This window comes from Paraliomyxa miuraensis, from assembly GCF_026337845.1.
Taxonomy (GTDB): Bacteria; Myxococcota_A; Polyangia; order Nannocystales; family Nannocystaceae; genus Paraliomyxa; species Paraliomyxa miuraensis.
The window spans coordinates 178,214-194,975 of the sequence record NZ_JAOVZF010000159.1 but is presented as its reverse complement, the minus strand read 5'-3'; the positions used below and the strand labels follow the sequence as shown (position 1 = coordinate 194,975).

Here is a 16,762-nt window from a genome sequence, read left to right as displayed (position 1 = left end):
ATATGCGCCACATCTTCGTCCGAATGCTCTGCATCGGCGCGCTGACCGGCGCGCCGATGGCCTGCAATCAAGCCGACCCGATGGTGTCCACCGACGGTGCCAGCGACACGGGTGAAGACCCGAGCACCGACGGCGGCGACCTCGAGCCGAGCTCCGGTGACACGGCCGACGGGCCCACCCAGCCCACCACGGACACCGGTGACGAGACCCCGACGACCGACGACCAGACCGACAGCGGCCCGCCGCCGCTCGAGGGCGACTACTACCCGTTGGTCGACGGCGCGACCTGGACCTATCGTCACACGGACGAGGTCGGGGCGGTCTGGGACGAGCTCGTGCACATGCGCGAGGTCGAGTACATGGGGATGACGGCCTACGAGGCGGAGGACAACGAGGACGCGAACAACGAGAGCACCATCGCGACCCTCTTCCGCGACGGCACGATGACCCACCGCATCCACAAGGACGTCAGCCTGGCCGGGGTGCCGATCGCGTCGGTCGACTACGACCCGGGTTTCTTGCGCTTCGACGAGAGCTTCGGCAATGCATCCGACGGAGACTCGCTCGACTGGAACTACGAACGCACCGAGTACGACGCAGGCGGAGCCATGGTCGGCATGGTCGAGTCGCGCTTGATGATCTTCACGGTCGAGTCGACCTCGACCTCGGTCACGGTACCGGCCGGCACCTTCGATTGCGTGCAGCTTCGGCGCGAGCGCCTCGACAACGGCGAGATCAAGCGCTACTGGTTCGCCCGCGGTGTGGGCAAGGTGAGGCACGAGACCGTAGGCAGCGGCAAGTCCGAAGAGCTCATCGAGTACTCCATCCCGTGAGTCAAGCTCCCCATGTCGACAACCAGCTCACCGCCGACCGACGGGAGCTGAAGTTTCGGGTTCCCCCCACGGGAGCCCGCTTGCTGGCTCGCGTGCTCTCGGAGCGCCTGCCTCAGCATCGCTTCACGGGGCCGGGGGCCAACGCGTTGCCGGGGGCCCGCCACTTCGTGACCACCGTGTACTTCGACACGGCCGACTTCGAGCTCTACCAGGCGGCACGGACCTGCGAGGGCAGCCTCAAGGTGCGCGCCAAGGAGTACTACGATGAGAACCTGGCGCTGACCGAGCTGGTGCGCACACGCGCCGCGTTGGTGCATTCGTCGCCCATCCTGTGGGTGGAGCTCAAGGAGTCGGTCACGGGCCGCTCTCGCAAGCGGCGGATCGGGATCCCCAAGCACGAGGTCGCGCGCTTCTTCGCCACCGGCCAGATCACCGAGCAGATGCTCGAGATCCAGCGACGGACCTACGCGACGGCCTCGCAAGAGGTGCTCGACGCGTTGGTCGAGGTCTGCCGTCGCTTCACCACCCCGCTGTGTCCGAGCGTGGTGGTCAACTACCGCAGAACCGCCTGGCAGGACGAGGACGAGTCGCTGCGGGTGACGATCGATCGCGACCTGGCGTTCTTCGCCGCCGCCGCGAACACGTGGCCGCACTCGCCTCGCCTCGAGCGCCAGCACCTCGGACCCAAGCTGGGGTGGGATCCGCTGTACATCGTCGAGGTCAAGTGCCTCGGCGGGCTCCCGCCGTGGCTGCAAGAGGCACTCGACACCCACGCAGGAGAGCTCGCACGCACCAGCAAGTTCTTGGCGGCCTCCGAAGCCATGCTCCGCGCACAGAACCACAAGGACCCATGACGCACCTCCTGAGCTTGCTGCTGGCGCTGGCGGTGGGACCGGCCCCCTCCCCCTCGGCCTCCACGCGCCGTCCTTCGGCCGACGAGCCCAGCGGGGGGGCGAGCGAGCCACGGGAACCCGAGACCAACGAGCCCACGACCGATGCGACGTCGGGCGAGGTGGTGTCGGGTCCGGACCCTGGTTCGAGCGAGACCGTGTCGGATCCGAGCCAGGATCCAAGCCAGGATCCAAGCGAGGATCCGAGCCAGACCGTGGCGCAGCCGAATCCGGATCCGACCACGTCCGATCCCTCGCCGGACGAGCTCGAGTCGCGTCCGAGCGATTCGGAGAACACGACCCCCGGCGCGACGCCCCCTGCGGGTCCGGCCCGCTCCGATGACGCCACCATCGCGGCACCGCCAGACGAGCCCAAGGGCGGCAACGCGGGCAAGATCAAGAGCGACGACCTATCGTGGTCGATCGGCGGGCGCATCATGGGCGGATGGGAGGTCGAGCGCGAGCGCCCGGTCGACGAGCCCGCACAGACCAAGCAAGAGCCGTTCCTTCGCCAGGCACGGGTCAAGCTTCGGGTCGACTACAAGAAGCGCTTCAAGATCCGCACGAGCTTCGACCTCGCCGATGCGCTCGACGCTCCCAACTTCGATCGCGTCTCCTACCTCCGCAACGCCTACGGGCTGGTGCGCTTCCACGACGCAGCGCGCCTGCAATTCGGCTACTTCAAGCGGCCGTTCTCCCGCCTCGAGCTGCGCGGTCCGGGGGACCTACCCGTCCGCGGCCGCGGTCTCGCCAACGGCCGCATCATCGAGGATCGCAACTACGGCGATCGCTCGGTGGGCACCATGCTGTGGGGGAGGATCGCCCCCGCACGGCTCTCGTGGTACGCGGGGGCGTTCGCCCCGGCCCTGCGAACCAAGGGCATCGACGTGGTCGGACGACTTGCGGCCGATCCGTGGCCGTGGCTATCGATCGGAGCCAACGGCAGCTACAAGCGCGTCGAGAACGGCATCGGAGAGATGGTCGACGTCGGCTCGTTCGGCGCCGACTTCCGCGTGAAGTGGAAGGGCCTCTACGTCCTGGGAGACCTGGTGATGGGCCAGGACTACCTGATCCCCGGCGAGCCCTTCATGCTGGGCCTGGTCGGCTATGCCAGCTACGACGTCGATCTGCCCAAGAAGCTGATCCTGCAGCCCGTGGCGCTCGCCGAGTGGGTCGACAGCAACATCGAGGTGAGCCAGAACGACGCAATCCGCTCGGTGCTCGGCGTGAACCTGATCTGGCGCAAGCGCTTTCGGGTGATGCCGCAGGTCGAGCTGATCCGTCCGCGAGGAGTCATCGACAACCCGTGGACGGATCAGGAGACCTACTACGTGATGCTGAGCCTCGACCTATGAGCCCGACCGTGACGGATGCGGGGCGAGAGCCCAGTACAACGCACCGAAACGCCTCCCTCGCCCCCCTCCTGGGGGGCAAGCTGGCTGTACCGCCCGGCCGTGACGGATGCGGGGGGCATATGAATGGCCCGCGGCCTCAGCCGCGCAGCCCCGGTAGCTCGCCCTTGCCGTAGGCCGTGTTGCCGAACTCGTCGTCCTCGATCCCCATCGCATTCTGCAGCGACACGAACAGCTGGTTGTGCGCGGCGGCCTTGTCCTGAATCACGTAGCGCCCGGTGGAGAAGAACCCGCCTGCGCTGCCGGCCATCACGTAGGGCATCGCGTGACGGTCGTGGTTGTTGCCCTTGGCCTGCTCGTTGACCCACACGATGACCGTGTTGTCGAACACCGTGCCGTCGCCCTCGGGAATCGCCTTGAGCCTCGAGATGAGGTAGCCGAATTGCTCGGCGAACCACACGTTGAGCCGGGTGTTGTGCTCGACCTTCGGCGCGTCCTCGTCGCCCTTGTGGGCCAGTGAGTGGTGCCCGTCCTTGATGTCCTCGCCGAGGAACGAATACACGTAGTCCGCCACCGAGTGCGTCCACATCAGCGTGCCCACGCGCGTCAGATCGCAGGCCATGGCCATGGCCATGATGTCCATCTGCAGGCGCCCGATCTCCGGCAGCATGTCGACCCGCGTGGGATCGATGGGCGCCCCGAGGTCGAGCATCTGGCACTCGCCCCCGAACTGCACGCCGTTCTGCTGCAGGCGGTCCTGGATGTCGGCGAGCGAGGAGATGTGGATGTCGAGCTTCTCCCGATCCTGATCCTCCATGCGATCGGCGAGGCGCTGATAATCCATCGAGACCTGCTCGAGCAGCCGCTGCCGGCGCATCCGCTGGGTCTCCAGATCGCTCGACGACGCGTCGGGGTCGCCGAAGATCCGCGTGTAGGCGGCCGCGGGATCGTTCTCGGGCGGCACGGGCTCACCCGCGCCGCGGTAGTTGATGCGACCGCCAACATCGCTGCGCCCCACCAGCACGCCGAGCTCGATCGAGGGGAACAGGGTCTGCTCCCCGGTCACCTCGGCGATCTTCTGGTCGATGGAGATGCCGCCGGCCCAGCCCGCGGACTCGCCCGCGTCGCCGGCAAAGGTGCCCTCGAGCAGCTCGGTCGCGGTCAGGCACTGGCCGGTGCCCTTTTGGTGGGCATCGCCGGGACCGTTGAAGGCCGACTCCATGTCGACGTTGCCGAGGATGAGCAGATCGTCGCGGTGCTCGGCGAGCGGCTCGAGGATCGGCGACAGCACGAAGTCGGTCTCCCCGCCGGAGGGCCAGAAATTGACCGGTACGGTGCCGTTGGGGGTGTAGAAGAAGATGATCCGCTTGTGCGCCTCACCGTGATCGGCGAACGCCGGGCGCCGACCCCCCACGATGGGGAGAGCCAGGGCCGAGGTGCCGAGGTAGCGCAGCAAGTCGCGTCGAGTGGGACGAATGATGCTCATGGATCTACTCCTCTTCACTCGGGCTCCACAGGCCGGGCACGCGCCGGTAGCGGAACGCGTCGGTCTGGGTCAGCGCAACGAGTAGCTCCTGGATGCGGTAGTCGGACGCGGCAAACGCCTCGCGGATCCGCTGGATGCTCTGCTCGTCGTCGTCGGTCTCCGCCCGTCCGTGGGCGAAGCGGAACCACTGGGTGATGACACAGTTGCGAACCTGATCGCTGTTGCCGAGCATGGCGCCGAGCTCGATCACGCCATCGAACGTTCCGTCGGCGTCCGAGGTGCCGATGATCTCGCCGCTGGCGTCGATCGCCAGGCCGTGCTCGTCGGCACGCCAGCGACCCATGGCGTCGAAGTGCTCGAAGCCCAGCCCGATGGGATCGAGCATCTGGTGGCAGCCCGCGCACAGCGGGTCGACCTCGTGCTGCTCGAGCTGCTCGCGGGTGGTCTTGGTCAGATCGACCTCGGGTGCCTCGGGCACCACGTCGGGCGGGGGCGGCGGAACCTGGCACAGCAGGCGCTCGCGCACGAACTTGCCGCGCAGCACGGGGGCCGAGCGATCGGGCTTGGCATAGAGCGCCAGGAGGCCCGCCTGCGACAGGAAGCCGGAGTAGCGGTCGCTCGGCAGCTCGACCCGCGCGTAGTGATCGTCGGTGGCCGAGGGCGCCGAGACCCCGTAGAACTCGGCCAGCGGCGCGTTGACGATGGTGAACGGCGCCGTGAACAGCACGTCGAGCGAGGCGTCGGCGTCGAAGATCGCGAACTCGAAGAACGCCTCGGTCTCCTGCTGCAGCAGCGGCAGGATCGCGGGGTCGTAGTCCGGGAACATCTCCACGTCCTTGCCGATCCCGGTGAGCACCTCGGTGATCTTCCTGAGCCCCAGCCACTGGCGATGGAAGTTGCGCACGGCCTCGCGGGCTCGCGGCGCTCGCAGTAGGCGGCGCGCCTGCGCCTCGATCTGCTCGGGCGTGCGCAGCTCGTCGGCATCGGCGGCGTCCATCAGGATTCGATCGGGCGGGCTGTTCCAGAACAAGAACGAGAGCCGATTGGCCATCTCGTACGGCGACAGCTCGTCGATGCCCTGGTCGTTGGGCTCACCTCGCCCCGACTCCACGCGATAGATGAAGTGGGGCGACTGCAGCATGCCGGCCACCACCATCTCCACCCCGCCGCGCGCATCGAAGCCGCCGCCGAGCGCGGCACCATCGGAGAACATGGCGAACCATTCGTCGGCCTCGGCGTCGTCGAGTGGGCGGCGGAACACCTCCTTGCCGAAGCTGCGCACCCACGCCTGCGCCTGGGTGGTGCAGCTGCCGTCGAGGCTGGACGCGCTCTTGCAGCTGGCCAGGGAGTCGAGGATGGCCGGGGCGTGCCGAGCGGCGAGCGTCTCGGCGGCATTGAGCAGCTGCTCGGCCAGCAGCGAGCTCACCACCAGGGCGGCGGCTTGGTTGTCGTACCCCAGCGCCGTCTCCTCGGGCACGAAGGCGCTGGCCGGGCTCGAGGTGTCGCCGAACAGCTGGAAGATGGCGTTGTTGTACTCGATGCGAGTGAGGCGGCGCAGCGGCGACGGACCGGGGTCACCCGCGCCAGCCAGCGCACCGCCGTCGTCGCCATCGTCACGACACCCCGCCGTCAGCGCGAGCAGCAACGAGGCCGTGATCGAGAGCAGTCGATTCATGATGAAGATCCTCCTGAAGGATGAAGCCCGATGAGCGAGGGAGCCACTCGTCAGGGAGGGGGAAGCTTGGCGACGAAACCATCGGCGTTGCCGTAGCCGACCAGCGGCCCAGCGGGCACGATTTCGAAGCCCGAGGAGAAGTAGCGACCGGCGATGAGCGAGGCGCCCGTCGAGTCGGCGTCGACCCCAACCGCGCTCTCGGTGCCCGCCCCGCCCCAGCGCTGCGCCGACAGCCAGTTGCCGTCGGCGTCGAAGCGCACGAGGTAGGCGTCGACCTTGCCCGCGCTGATCATGTCGCCGGGGCCACCGAAGTACGCCGCGCCCGCGAGCGAGCCGGCGAGGTGGATCGTGCCGTCGTCGCCGATCGCGAGCGAGGGCCAGGTGTTGACCTCGAAGTCGTTCTCGAACTGATCGCGGTCGTCGCCGTAGGCGTTGGCCCACAGCGCGGTGCCGTCGGGGGAGAAGCGCGCGAGGAAGATGTCGCGCAGGCCAGCAGAGGTGAGCGCCGAGCTCACCCCGCCGAAGTCGAGCGAAGTGGTGAAGGCCCCCGTGACCACGATCTCGCCGCCCGGCGCGAGCGCGAGGTCGTAGCCCTGGTCGTGCCCCACCCCGCCGGCCGAGAGCGCCCACAGCACCACGCCGTCGGGATCGAACTTGCCGAGCATCACGTCGGCCTCGTCGTCGGCCGAGAGCTGGGTGCCGTCCACGCTCACGGTCTCGCCGAAGTAGCCGGTGAAGTACACGCCCGTGTCGTCGGCCGCCACCCCCCAGCCGTAGTCGTCGCCGGCACCGCCCACGCGCTGAGCCCACTCGATGGTGCCGTTGTTCGCGGCGAGCTTGACCAGGAACATGTCCCGCAGACCCAGGCTGGCGAACTGCGTGCCGCCGAAGGTGGCGTCGCCGGTGAACGTGCCGGTCACGTAGACGTTGCCCGACGGGTCGACGGCCACGCGCTCGCTGCGGTCGGGGTCGATCCCGCCGACCATGGAGCTCCAGATGTGATTGCCGTTGGCGCCGAGCTTGGCGATGAAGACGTCGTCGGTGCCCCGCGCGTCGAGCGGAGCCCCGCCGAAGTCGATGATGCCGAACGCTCGCCCGATGAGGATGATGCTCCCGTCGCCGTCGACGATGACGTCGCCGGCGTACTGGTTGCTGCTGTCGCCGAAGATGCGGGTCCAGATCGGGTTGCCGAAGTGGTCGTAGCGCTGCAGGAAGATGTCGTGCTTGCCGTTGTCGGAGGCGTGGGGGCCGTCGCCGAACACCACCGTGCCCTCGAAGTCGCCGACCACGATCACGTCGTCGTTGGTGCGATCGACCGCGACGGCACGCGCCTGTTGGTTGTCGATCTGGTTGTAGCCGATCACCCACACGTCCGAGCACGCCGGGGTCTGGCCGTCGCAGTTCTCGTCGGTCGCGGTGTTGCAGTTCTCGCCCACCGGCGGCACCTCGCCCTCACACGGCCCCCAGCTGAGATCGGCCAGACAGCTCTGCATGCCGCCGATGCACATGGCGACGCCCTCGGTCTCGGGCAGGCCCGAGTAGCAGGCGCGCATCTCTCCGGGCGTGCACATCTCGGGCACGGGATCGTCGGTGTCGCTGGTGGAGCCGTCGTCGGTGTCGCTGGAGGTGCTGGTCCCGTCGCCGGTCGGCGGCACCAGCCCCGAGACCCACTCGATCACGCACGCGACGTCCTCTTCCGGCAGCGGCTCCATGCCCAGCGGCATCACCACCCCGCACGAGGGATCGGGCTGCAGCTTCTCCACCAGCACGCTGCCTTCCGGATCCGAGGGATCGGCGATCACGCCGGGGCACTGCGTCGCGGGCTTGAGCACCAGCCGCGTCTCGAGACCGGGCGACACCAGGTCGAGATCGGCCGCGGGCGTCGAGCCCTCGTGGCAAGCGGCGGTCGAGCACTTCTCGACGAACAGCTGCGGGACGTCGAGCTCCGCGCAGCGCTCGGTCGTCATCGGATCGGGCTCACGATCCTTGCAGCCCGAAGCTGCGGCTACGAGTCCCAACGCGGTCACCAATCGCTTCATGCCGATCTCCACCGTCCGAAACGTTAACACTTCGGCCCCCGCGATACCATGAGGCAGTCGATCCAGAGCGTCGCGAGGACCTGCACATGCGCAGGGTAGGAGAGGCTGCGAGCATTCGCCCTGTCGCGCCGCCGCCGTCGCTCGACCTCGGCTCCGAGCGCACCCGCACTTCGTGGCGCCCTCGGCCGGCGTCGACTCGACCGATCGCGGCCCTCGTGGGGGCGAAGGCGGCCAGCGCCACCTCACGCTCGCCTCGAGCCGCCGCGGGAGACGACCGGGCAGGAGCGGTCTGGGACATACACTGTCACTATCCCGTCCTACTTTGGTACGATCGGAGGTACGATCGGGGCAAAGAGCCCCAGTCGAGGACCCAGGCGTCAAGCGATATGGTGGCAGGCTGTACTCCAAGGCCACACTCATCCTCCCCTGCTGCGCGCAAATGCCCCAGGGCGGCCGTGGATGGCTCCGGGTCGTAGTTCTCTGCGGGATCCCCCGAGACCTGCGCCCGACGCGAGCGACGCGAGCGAAAAAGGAAGGTTACAGGTAGGTAACGGCTAGAATAGTCCCGTGGGTGATCCTACCCTGTGTGCAGGGTCGATAGGGTCCGGCATTATGACGTTCCCTCCCCCGTCGCAAGGCTTCGATTGACCATGACCACGATCGACATTGCAGCCTCGTACTGCCAGTGCCACGTGGGGAGGTACGGTGGCTGAGCACCCGAGACCAGGACGGTCGAGCCACCTACGGAGCATTGGCGCGCTGCTGTTGCTCGCGTTGATGTTGGTTGCCGCGCTCCGCTCCACGCGAGTGCCCGAGGCGATCGACGTCGCGATGAGATCGCTCTACTACCGCGTCGCCGCGTCCGCCGAGACGAGCCAGCGCGTGCTGTTGGTCGAGGCCGACCACGCCACCGTCGCCGACGACGCGCCGGTGTGGCCCGCCGAGCGGCGCAAGGCGTTGCTGGCCCGGATCGCGGCGGGGCACCCCGCGGCGGTGGTGGAGCTCGATCGAGCGCGCATGTTCGAGATTCGTCCCGAGGACTCGCCGGACCCGATCTCCACGGTGGTGCTCGAGCCGCAGCTCGATCCCAACACCGCGATCGTGGAGTCGCTCGATGCCCATGCGCTGCAGCTGCCGCGACTGATGCCGGTGATGCGCGCGCTCGACCGGTCGCTCCCGTTGACCCAGGAGCTGCCGATCCACTATTTGTCGCCGACGTCGCGCCTGCCCACGATCTCGTTCCAGCGCATCGAGCGGGGCGACGTCCCCCTGTCGGTCTTCCAGGACAAGGTGATCGTACTCGGCCTGACCAGCCGCACCCTTCGCGATCCCCTCCCGACCCCCGTGGGCGCCCTGACCACGCCGGAGATCGTCAGCCACGCCCTGGCGATGCTGGCCGACGGCCGCGACTGGTACCAGCCGTCGTGGCTGGTCCGCACGCTCGTGCTGGCGTTGGTGCTGATCGCCACCGCCCTGGCCCTGTGGCGCACCACGCCGGCCCAGGCGGTGCTGCGGGTGGCTGGCATCATGACGGTGCTGGTGCTCGCCGACCTGACCTGCTTCGTGATGAGCTGGGTCCATTGGGGCATCGCCAACGAGTTCCTGGTGGTGCTCACGGTGATGCTCGCCAACTGGTACCTGACCCAGCAGCACAGCGTGGAGATCATGGAGACGGTCTCCGAGCAGCTCACCGAGCAGCTCGTGATCGAGCCGTCGGCCACCGCGCCGCAGGACTGGTTCTGGCGCGACATGGCCGAGCTGGTCCGCGCCTACCTTCGCGTCGATCTCGACGGCGTCATCGCCGAGCTCCCCACGGGGCGGTGGCACCTCGAGCTGCGCGCCTTCATGGGCATGACCGAGGCCCAGATCGGCGAGCGCCGACGCGACGTGCGTCGCCCACCCTACCGCGCCGCGTTCCTGACCCAGCGCATCGCTCGCTTCGACCGGCGATTCGGCCTGGTCGACGATCACTACACGATGGTCGTGCCCCTCGCCCATCAGGGGCGACTCTACGGGATGTGGATGGTCTGCGTCCCCAAGGACATGGAGCTCGATGGATCCGAGATCGACGCGATGGAGCGCCTCGGCACGGAGCTCGGCCGCAGCATCGCCGCGATGCGGCGCGCCAACAGCCAGGGCGTGCCCGACGCGATGGGTGGCGCCGATGTATCGACTCGACTCACGCAGCTGGTCGAGGGAGTCGAGGCCCTCGGTGAGGACAAGCAGCAGGTGGTCGGCACGTTCGAGGCACTGCCGGTGGGACTGCTCATCGCGGACGTGTGGGGGCACATCTTGCAGATCAACGCGGCGCTGCGGGAGCAGCTGGCGATCGAGCTCCCCGACGGCATCCCCAACAACGATCTGTGCGCCGTGCTGTCGAAGATCACCGGTACCACGATCAAGGGGGTCCACGACATCATGCGAACGGTGGTGCGCGCGGGCAAGACCTGCCGGCTGCGCCCGCGTTCGTCCGAGGAGCGCAGCACGACCTACGTGCTCATGCCCATGCGGCACCATGGACAAGGCACCGAAGACGAGCTCCAGGCCGGCGGCTCGGCCACCCGCTTGGTGCTGGTTGCGATCCCCAACGACCTCGAGTCGTTGGACATGTTGATTCGTTCGGCCTGACGATCTCGCGAGGATCATGGATCCCGCCACCGAGTTCCTATTCCAGATCCCCCGTGGCCTCGAGCAGTCGATCCTCCTCGCGGTGCTCGTGGGCTTCCTGGTCACGTTCGTGCTCGCGGAGAGCTTTGGCTGGGTGTTCGTGGGCGTTGTCGTGCCCGGCTACCTCGCCTCGGTGCTGGTGATCCAGCCCGCGGCCGGCCTGGCGGTGATGCTCGACTCGGTGCTGACCTACGCGACCGCCAAGGTGCTCGAGCAGCTCCTGGGACGAGGGGGCGCCAGCAGCGAATTCTTCGGACGCGAGCGCTTCTTCTTGCTGGTGATCGTGAGCGTGTTCGTTCGCCAGCACACTCAGACCTGGGTGTGGCCGCTGACGATCGAGGCGGCCAGTCCGTGGCTCGAGCTGCCGATGAGCTTCCAGCGCGGGTTCAGCAGCATCGGCATCGTGCTGGTGCCGCTGATGGCGAACCTGCTGTGGAAGCTCGATCTTCGCCGCGGCACGTGGCAGATGCTGGTGACCGCGGGCACGACCTACGCGCTGCTGGCGTGGTGGCTGCTGCCCGACACCACGCTGTCGTACAGCGCGCTCGAGCTGAGCTACGAGGACACCGCGATCGACTTCGTGGGCAACGCCAAGGCCTACATCATCTTCCTGTGCACGGCGTACGTCGCGGCCCAGCTGAACCTCTACTATGGCTGGGATTTCAACGGGATCCTGGTCCCGGCACTCCTGGGCCTGCTGTGGTTCCACCCGGCCAAGCTCGCCACCACGTTCGGCGAGGCGATCGTGGTGTTCTTCTTGACGCAGCGGCTGCCGAAGGCGCCGGGTCTGCGGCGCCTCACCATCGAGGGCCCGCGCAAGCTGGCGCTGGTGTTCACTTCGAGCGTGCTGCTCAAGTGGATCATAGGCTGGTCGATGGGAGACTCCCTGCCCACGCTCAAGATCACCGATCTCTACGGATTCGGCTATCTGCTGCCTTCGCTGCTGGTCGTCAAGATGACGCAGCGCAAGTCGATGCGTGCGGTGCTCCTTCCCACCGTGGTCGCCTCGTTCAGCGGCTTCGTCCTGGGGAGCATGGTGGGGTTCGGGCTCAGCTTCCTGGATCCGCCCCCCACCGCGCAGCCACGAGCCTCCGCGTCGTTTGGTCCCGGGAGCAGCACCCGCCTGCTGCGGAGCCCCGAGGGGGTGGCGGCGCTGGGACACCTCCGCGCGCTGGAGCGCAGCGATCGCGAGCCCGACCACGCACACAACGTGCGCTACCAGGAGGCGTGGGACGGACTGGCGCGCTGGATCGAGGCTCCCGATCCCCTGCTGCGAGCCACCCTGGATCGGCAGCTCGACGAGCTCGACCTCGATCTCGTGCCGGTGGGAGAGCTCGAGGGCCGGGCCGCCTATGCGCTGTTCGAGCGCGACGGAGCCATCGTGCACGGATGGGAGACGGCGCTGCTCGTGCCGGGCGCGCCGGGCCCCGTGCTCGCGGTGCCACGTCCCGTGGCGGAGGAACCGCTGGCCGAGGCCGCCTCGGCGCTCTGCCGACGCATGCGCTGCCGCGCGTTGCTGGTGGCGGGCGCCGACGTCACGCGCGACCCATGGCTGGGGCTCTCCACCGCGTCGTACGACATCGCCCGCCACGCCCTGCGCGAGCAGCCCATGCTGGTGCTTCGCCGCGACCCCGCCGTGGGCGACAACCCCGTCCTCCACGTGGGGGCCGCGCTGCCGCCGTCGATCGATCTGCGACAGGAGTGGACCGCGGAGATCGGGCTGGAGTGGTCGGCTCCCCCGGTGGAGTCGGCCGGACCGCTCCCCAAGTTCGGAGGAACGCTGCGGCTTCGCCCGCGAGACGTGGAGACGCTGATGCGCATGAGCTCGACGGCGGCGGTGCACGACGAGCCAGAGCCTCCGCCGTGGATCGAGCAGCGCGAGCGGGACCCCCTGGTGCACACGCTGGCGTCGTCGCCGTCGCCGTCGGCCCAGGAAGCGCGCTACCTGGAGCTCGAGCTGGTCGCTCCGCTCATCGACGTGGCGGCGGGACGAGCGTCGGAGAGCGAGCTCGAGCGCCTGGCCTGGCGTGCCACCCAGCTGCGACTCGAGCTGTGGCGGATCGACGACTGCGGCGATGGTCTGCCGTGCCTGGCCCTCCTCGACCCCCTCGGTCGCGAAGGTCTGGGCTGGGGCGCCTTGCTCGTCCACCGCGGCAGCGCTCGTGCGATGGCGGTGGAGGTCCCGCGCCCCGGTCGCGCGATCGGGACCCACCAGCTGGGGCTGGAGCTATGGCATCAGCTCGACGCCCGTGCGATCTACATCGCGCCCAGCACGTCCGACGAGCACGTGGATCCGCTCTCCGTGGGCAACATCCACTCGCCCATGCTGCCGTTCCATCAGGCCCTCGATCGCACGCTGGGCGACGGTGCCACGCGGCCGCTGATCATGCAGGTGCTGGGCTTCGGGGTGGAGCGTGCGCTCGACACCGATCTCGTGATCGGCCTGGGGCGACCGGTGCTCGAGAAGGGCCGCCTCCCGCTCAAGCTCCAGTCGGTGCTCCGCAAGGACGAGGGTCCGCTGGGTTGGGTCCGCGATCCGCTGACGAGCGACGGCTCGCCGCTGCTGCACGCGCTCTCCGGCCTGGGCAGTCCGGCGGTGGAGTACTCGCTGGAGCTGGGCTCGGCCGACGTGGCGCTGCTGTGGTTCTCGCCGGAGGTCCGTGGGCGCTTCGTACGACGAGGCGATGGCGAGGAGGAACGACGGGCGTTGGCGCTGGACATCGAGTACGGGGAGATCTCCGAGATCCATCGCTTGCTTCCCCACACCGACACCGCGCCAACCGCAGCCCCGCCGGACGAGCGAACGGTCGAGCTCGACGAGCTGCTGCACCTGGCATCGGACTACCGCAAGTCGGGAGACATCCACGCGCTGCGGAGGCTGCTGGTCCGGGCCGAGGCGGGCGGCGCGTTCGAGGTCTCGATGGGGCAAGGTCGGCTCACCAAGCGACCGACCCTGCTGCTGCAAGCCCAGGGGGCCGACTGGAGCCTGCGCGGCCTGGCCCTGCTCGACGAGGCCACCGATCGACGTGACACGCTGATGACCGACGATCCCAACCTGCGGTTCCACCTGGGTCGAGCCCTGCTCCAGCGCAGCGCGGCAGTGGTGGTACGCAGCACACCGTCCGGAGGATCGTCGCGTGCTCCGTGACCTCCTGGCGGCGTCGATCTTCGCGGCCACCCTGTGGAGCATCTGGCAGCTCGGCGAGCTGCGAAGATCGCTGTCACAGGTCGCCAATTCGCCGCTGCAGCGCAAGATGCAGACGGCCGATCGCGTGGTCAACTACCGCTTCGACGGCAGCAGCGGTCCCTCGTTCCACCTCGACGGCGACGAGACCGAGCTACGCCTCATCACTCATCTGGTGCTCGCCCCCGGCCATGCCTACGCCTCCGATCGCACCTACGACTACGGCCTGCGCCTGCGCATCGAGGATCCCAACCGCCAGACGATCTGGAACCGGGTGGTCTACACGTCGACGCGCCAGAGCAAGGACGAGTGGCTCGACGGCTACTGGATGCGCGAGAACGCCTTCGGCCTGGAGCCCGGCACCGAGGTCACCGACGATCGCGTCCACCTCATCAGCCTGCCGCGCAACATCCCCTACGGCTCGCGGATCTCGTTCACGCTCGAGGCCCCCGCGGCCTCCCACGGGCTGCTGCGCGCCTACGAGCGCTCCCACGACACCTCGCTGGGCCTGGCGATGGCGTACTTCGGCCCCGCGCGCGAGGACGAGGAGCGCCTGGTCGGGCGCCTGACCTACCTGCCGTGGGACGTCTTGACGGAGGAGAAGAAGCTCGAGCGCCTGCGACTGCGCTGGAATCGACTGTCGGCGGTGGGCGAGCTGGGGGTCGACTACGAGGTCGACACGATCTTCTACACCGGCTTTCGAGCGCCTCCGGCCGAGCTGCCCCCTCCGCCGCCCACCACCCTGGTGGACGATCGAGCCACCGCGCTCACCGCCTGGGGACCGGGGCTGCTCACGGTCTCGATCCACGCCGAGTGCCGCGAGCGCAGCGAGCCCGGGCCCCGCGAGCCCGGACCCACCGAGCCCGAGGATCCGCTCCCCGCGGTCGACGTGGTGCACATCGACGCGATGGGCGTGGTGGACGCTGATGTCGTCGATCCCTGCGAAGGGGAGGAGTTCGACGTGTGGCTGCCCGCAGGGCCGCACACGCTGCACATACGAGGCCACGACCTGCCGCCGACCACGGTCGAGGCCTGGTACGACGACTTTCGCGAAGAGGCACAGCTGCTGCCCGGGTTCGAACTGGGGCGTCCGTTTCGACCCACGGTGACCCGCTCTCCGCGGGTGCGCCTGTTTCCCGGAGGACTGCACGCCGACTACGCGCTCGTCGAGCCCGACGATCTGGAGTCGGCCATGCTGCAGATCCGCGTGCAGCTTCCCGTGCCGCCTCGCAGCACCCCCGACGCCCAGCGTCCGGCCACCGTGCGGTTCTCGTTCATCGACCGCCACGGCCGCCCGATCGAGGATGGTGAGTGGGTGGTGGAGCCCGACGCTCACCTCGAGGAGTACGAGTGGGTGGTGGATGCGGCCGACGCCGATCGGGAGTACTGGGTGAGCCCGGCGAAGATCGCCCGCATCATCGTGCCCGAGGGCACCCATCACCTGCGGATCGAGTCCGACGCCGAGGCCATCGTCTCGGTCCATACCTACTGGTCGGGCATGACCGAGGCCCCCACGCCGCATCCGCCCTATGACGAAGCGATGCTGGTGGGTACGCGGTGGAGGAGGATCCCGATCGACTACCTGCGGTGGTTCCGCCTGCAGCCCCACAACACTCCCGACCTGCAAGACCAGGGGCAGGTGGTCGACCTGCACGGGCCGATCCGGCTCGAGCTGCTGGGCGAGGGCGACGGCGACTACTGGATGCGCCGACGCCATGACGGGAGCGAGGACGAGGATCTCGCGGCCGGGCGGGCGTCCGAGCCGACGAGCTCGCCGTGGGTCAGCATCGTGCCCTACACCAGACACGAGCGGCGCACCGTGCTCGAGCGCACCGAGATCGATTCCCCGTGGGCTCGCTACGCGCGCTGGCGCCCCGGTCGGGCCACGCTCGCGCTCGACGACGACTGGGGGGCGACGCTGGTGGTGCTGGTGGACGGCGACCCCGCGGCCGCGCTGGGTCGGGAGCTCGAGCTCACGCTCGACGGTCGGCCGCAGCGCGTGCCGATCGTCAGCACGCGCAGCACGTCTCGACTGCCCGCCATGGGCCGCGGGCTCCACCAGCTCGAGCTGGGCGCAGTACCCGACGGGGTGCGGGTCTACATCGATCGCCCGACGCTACGCCCGGACCGCGGCGTGGCCGAGGTCTACCGGGTGATCACCCTCTACCGACTCGATCGCAGGCTCATGGGGCTGTGGTTCGAGAAATCCGGGAATGCACGCGACTACGTCAACGCGCTCGCGTATCGCTGCGACCGCTTCGACGAGGGCCGACTGAGCGTGGTGCTCGACGAGGGCGTTCCCTTGCGCCGCCGGGCGGTTCCCGTGGATCGAGTGACGGCGGCCACGCGCAAGCGCCAGCTACCGGCCCATGGTGAGCGCGCGGAGCTGGTGTTCTTCGATCGGGCCCAGGCAAGGTGCGAGACGCTGGGGCGCATCCCGATCCCGCTGGGCTCCGACCTGAGCCCAGGGCGCCACCGCATCGCCCTGAGGCTGGACGACGGACCGGCGGTGTGGGTGCGCCTGTTTCGGCGGGGCACGGGCGCGCCCGAGGAGGCACGCACGATGGAGTGGACCGAGCGCGTGCTCGACCTCGGCCCGGCGCTCGACCTCACCGACGAGGCGGGGGCACCATGAC

The 16,762-nt window shown here is 68.8% G+C and carries 9 protein-coding genes; 6 read left to right on the top strand and 3 right to left on the bottom strand.

What is annotated here, in order from left to right:
* Positions 1-2: 2 nt before the first annotated feature.
* From OEB96_RS32065 to OEB96_RS32055, 3 genes are read left to right on the top strand one after another with little or no spacing between them, the layout of a single operon-like run.
* Positions 3-833, top strand: coding sequence for a hypothetical protein (locus tag OEB96_RS32065; protein WP_266220630.1), 831 nt, complete (start codon positions 3-5; stop codon positions 831-833).
* The gene (locus OEB96_RS32060) at positions 830-1,687 is read left to right on the top strand and encodes a polyphosphate polymerase domain-containing protein (RefSeq protein WP_266220629.1); all 858 of its coding nucleotides are present in this window, start codon (positions 830-832) and stop codon (positions 1,685-1,687) included. The genes OEB96_RS32065 and OEB96_RS32060 overlap by 4 nt, the downstream gene beginning before the upstream one ends.
* Positions 1,684-3,078 (top strand): porin, encoded by a 1,395-nt coding sequence (locus tag OEB96_RS32055; RefSeq protein ID WP_266220628.1) that lies wholly within the window; start codon positions 1,684-1,686, stop codon positions 3,076-3,078. The genes OEB96_RS32060 and OEB96_RS32055 overlap by 4 nt, the downstream gene beginning before the upstream one ends.
* Before the next feature lie 136 nt (positions 3,079-3,214).
* On the opposite strand, the gene OEB96_RS32050 is transcribed toward OEB96_RS32055, so the two are convergent.
* From OEB96_RS32050 to OEB96_RS32040, 3 genes are read right to left on the bottom strand one after another with little or no spacing between them, the layout of a single operon-like run.
* Positions 3,215-4,561 carry a DUF1552 domain-containing protein gene (locus tag OEB96_RS32050; RefSeq protein WP_266220627.1) on the bottom strand — a complete coding sequence of 449 codons (1,347 nt, stop codon included), beginning with the start codon at positions 4,559-4,561 and terminating at the stop codon, positions 3,215-3,217.
* Between the two features lie 4 nt (positions 4,562-4,565).
* On the bottom strand, positions 4,566-6,236 hold the full coding sequence (locus tag OEB96_RS32045; protein WP_266220626.1) for a DUF1592 domain-containing protein: 1,671 nt from the start codon (positions 6,234-6,236) through the stop codon (positions 4,566-4,568).
* 50 nt (positions 6,237-6,286) lie between these two features.
* Complete coding sequence (locus tag OEB96_RS32040; RefSeq protein WP_266220625.1) at positions 6,287-8,275, bottom strand: nucleotide-binding protein; 1,989 nt, start codon at positions 8,273-8,275, stop codon at positions 6,287-6,289.
* A 777-nt stretch (positions 8,276-9,052) separates the two neighbouring features.
* Here OEB96_RS32040 and OEB96_RS32035 point away from each other — a divergent pair.
* Genes OEB96_RS32035 through OEB96_RS32025 form a run of 3 tightly spaced genes read left to right on the top strand, consistent with a single transcriptional unit; the run spans position 9,053 to position 16,761 of the window.
* Positions 9,053-10,903, top strand: coding sequence for a CHASE2 domain-containing protein (locus OEB96_RS32035; RefSeq protein ID WP_407674704.1), 1,851 nt, complete (start codon positions 9,053-9,055; stop codon positions 10,901-10,903).
* A 16-nt stretch (positions 10,904-10,919) separates the two neighbouring features.
* Complete coding sequence (locus tag OEB96_RS32030; protein WP_266220623.1) at positions 10,920-14,090, top strand: poly-gamma-glutamate biosynthesis protein PgsC/CapC; 3,171 nt, start codon at positions 10,920-10,922, stop codon at positions 14,088-14,090.
* A complete protein-coding gene (locus tag OEB96_RS32025; RefSeq protein WP_266220622.1) occupies positions 14,080-16,761 on the top strand; it encodes a hypothetical protein in 2,682 nt (893 codons plus the stop codon). Before OEB96_RS32030 ends, OEB96_RS32025 begins: the two co-directional genes overlap by 11 nt.
* Position 16,762 lies beyond the last annotated feature (1 nt).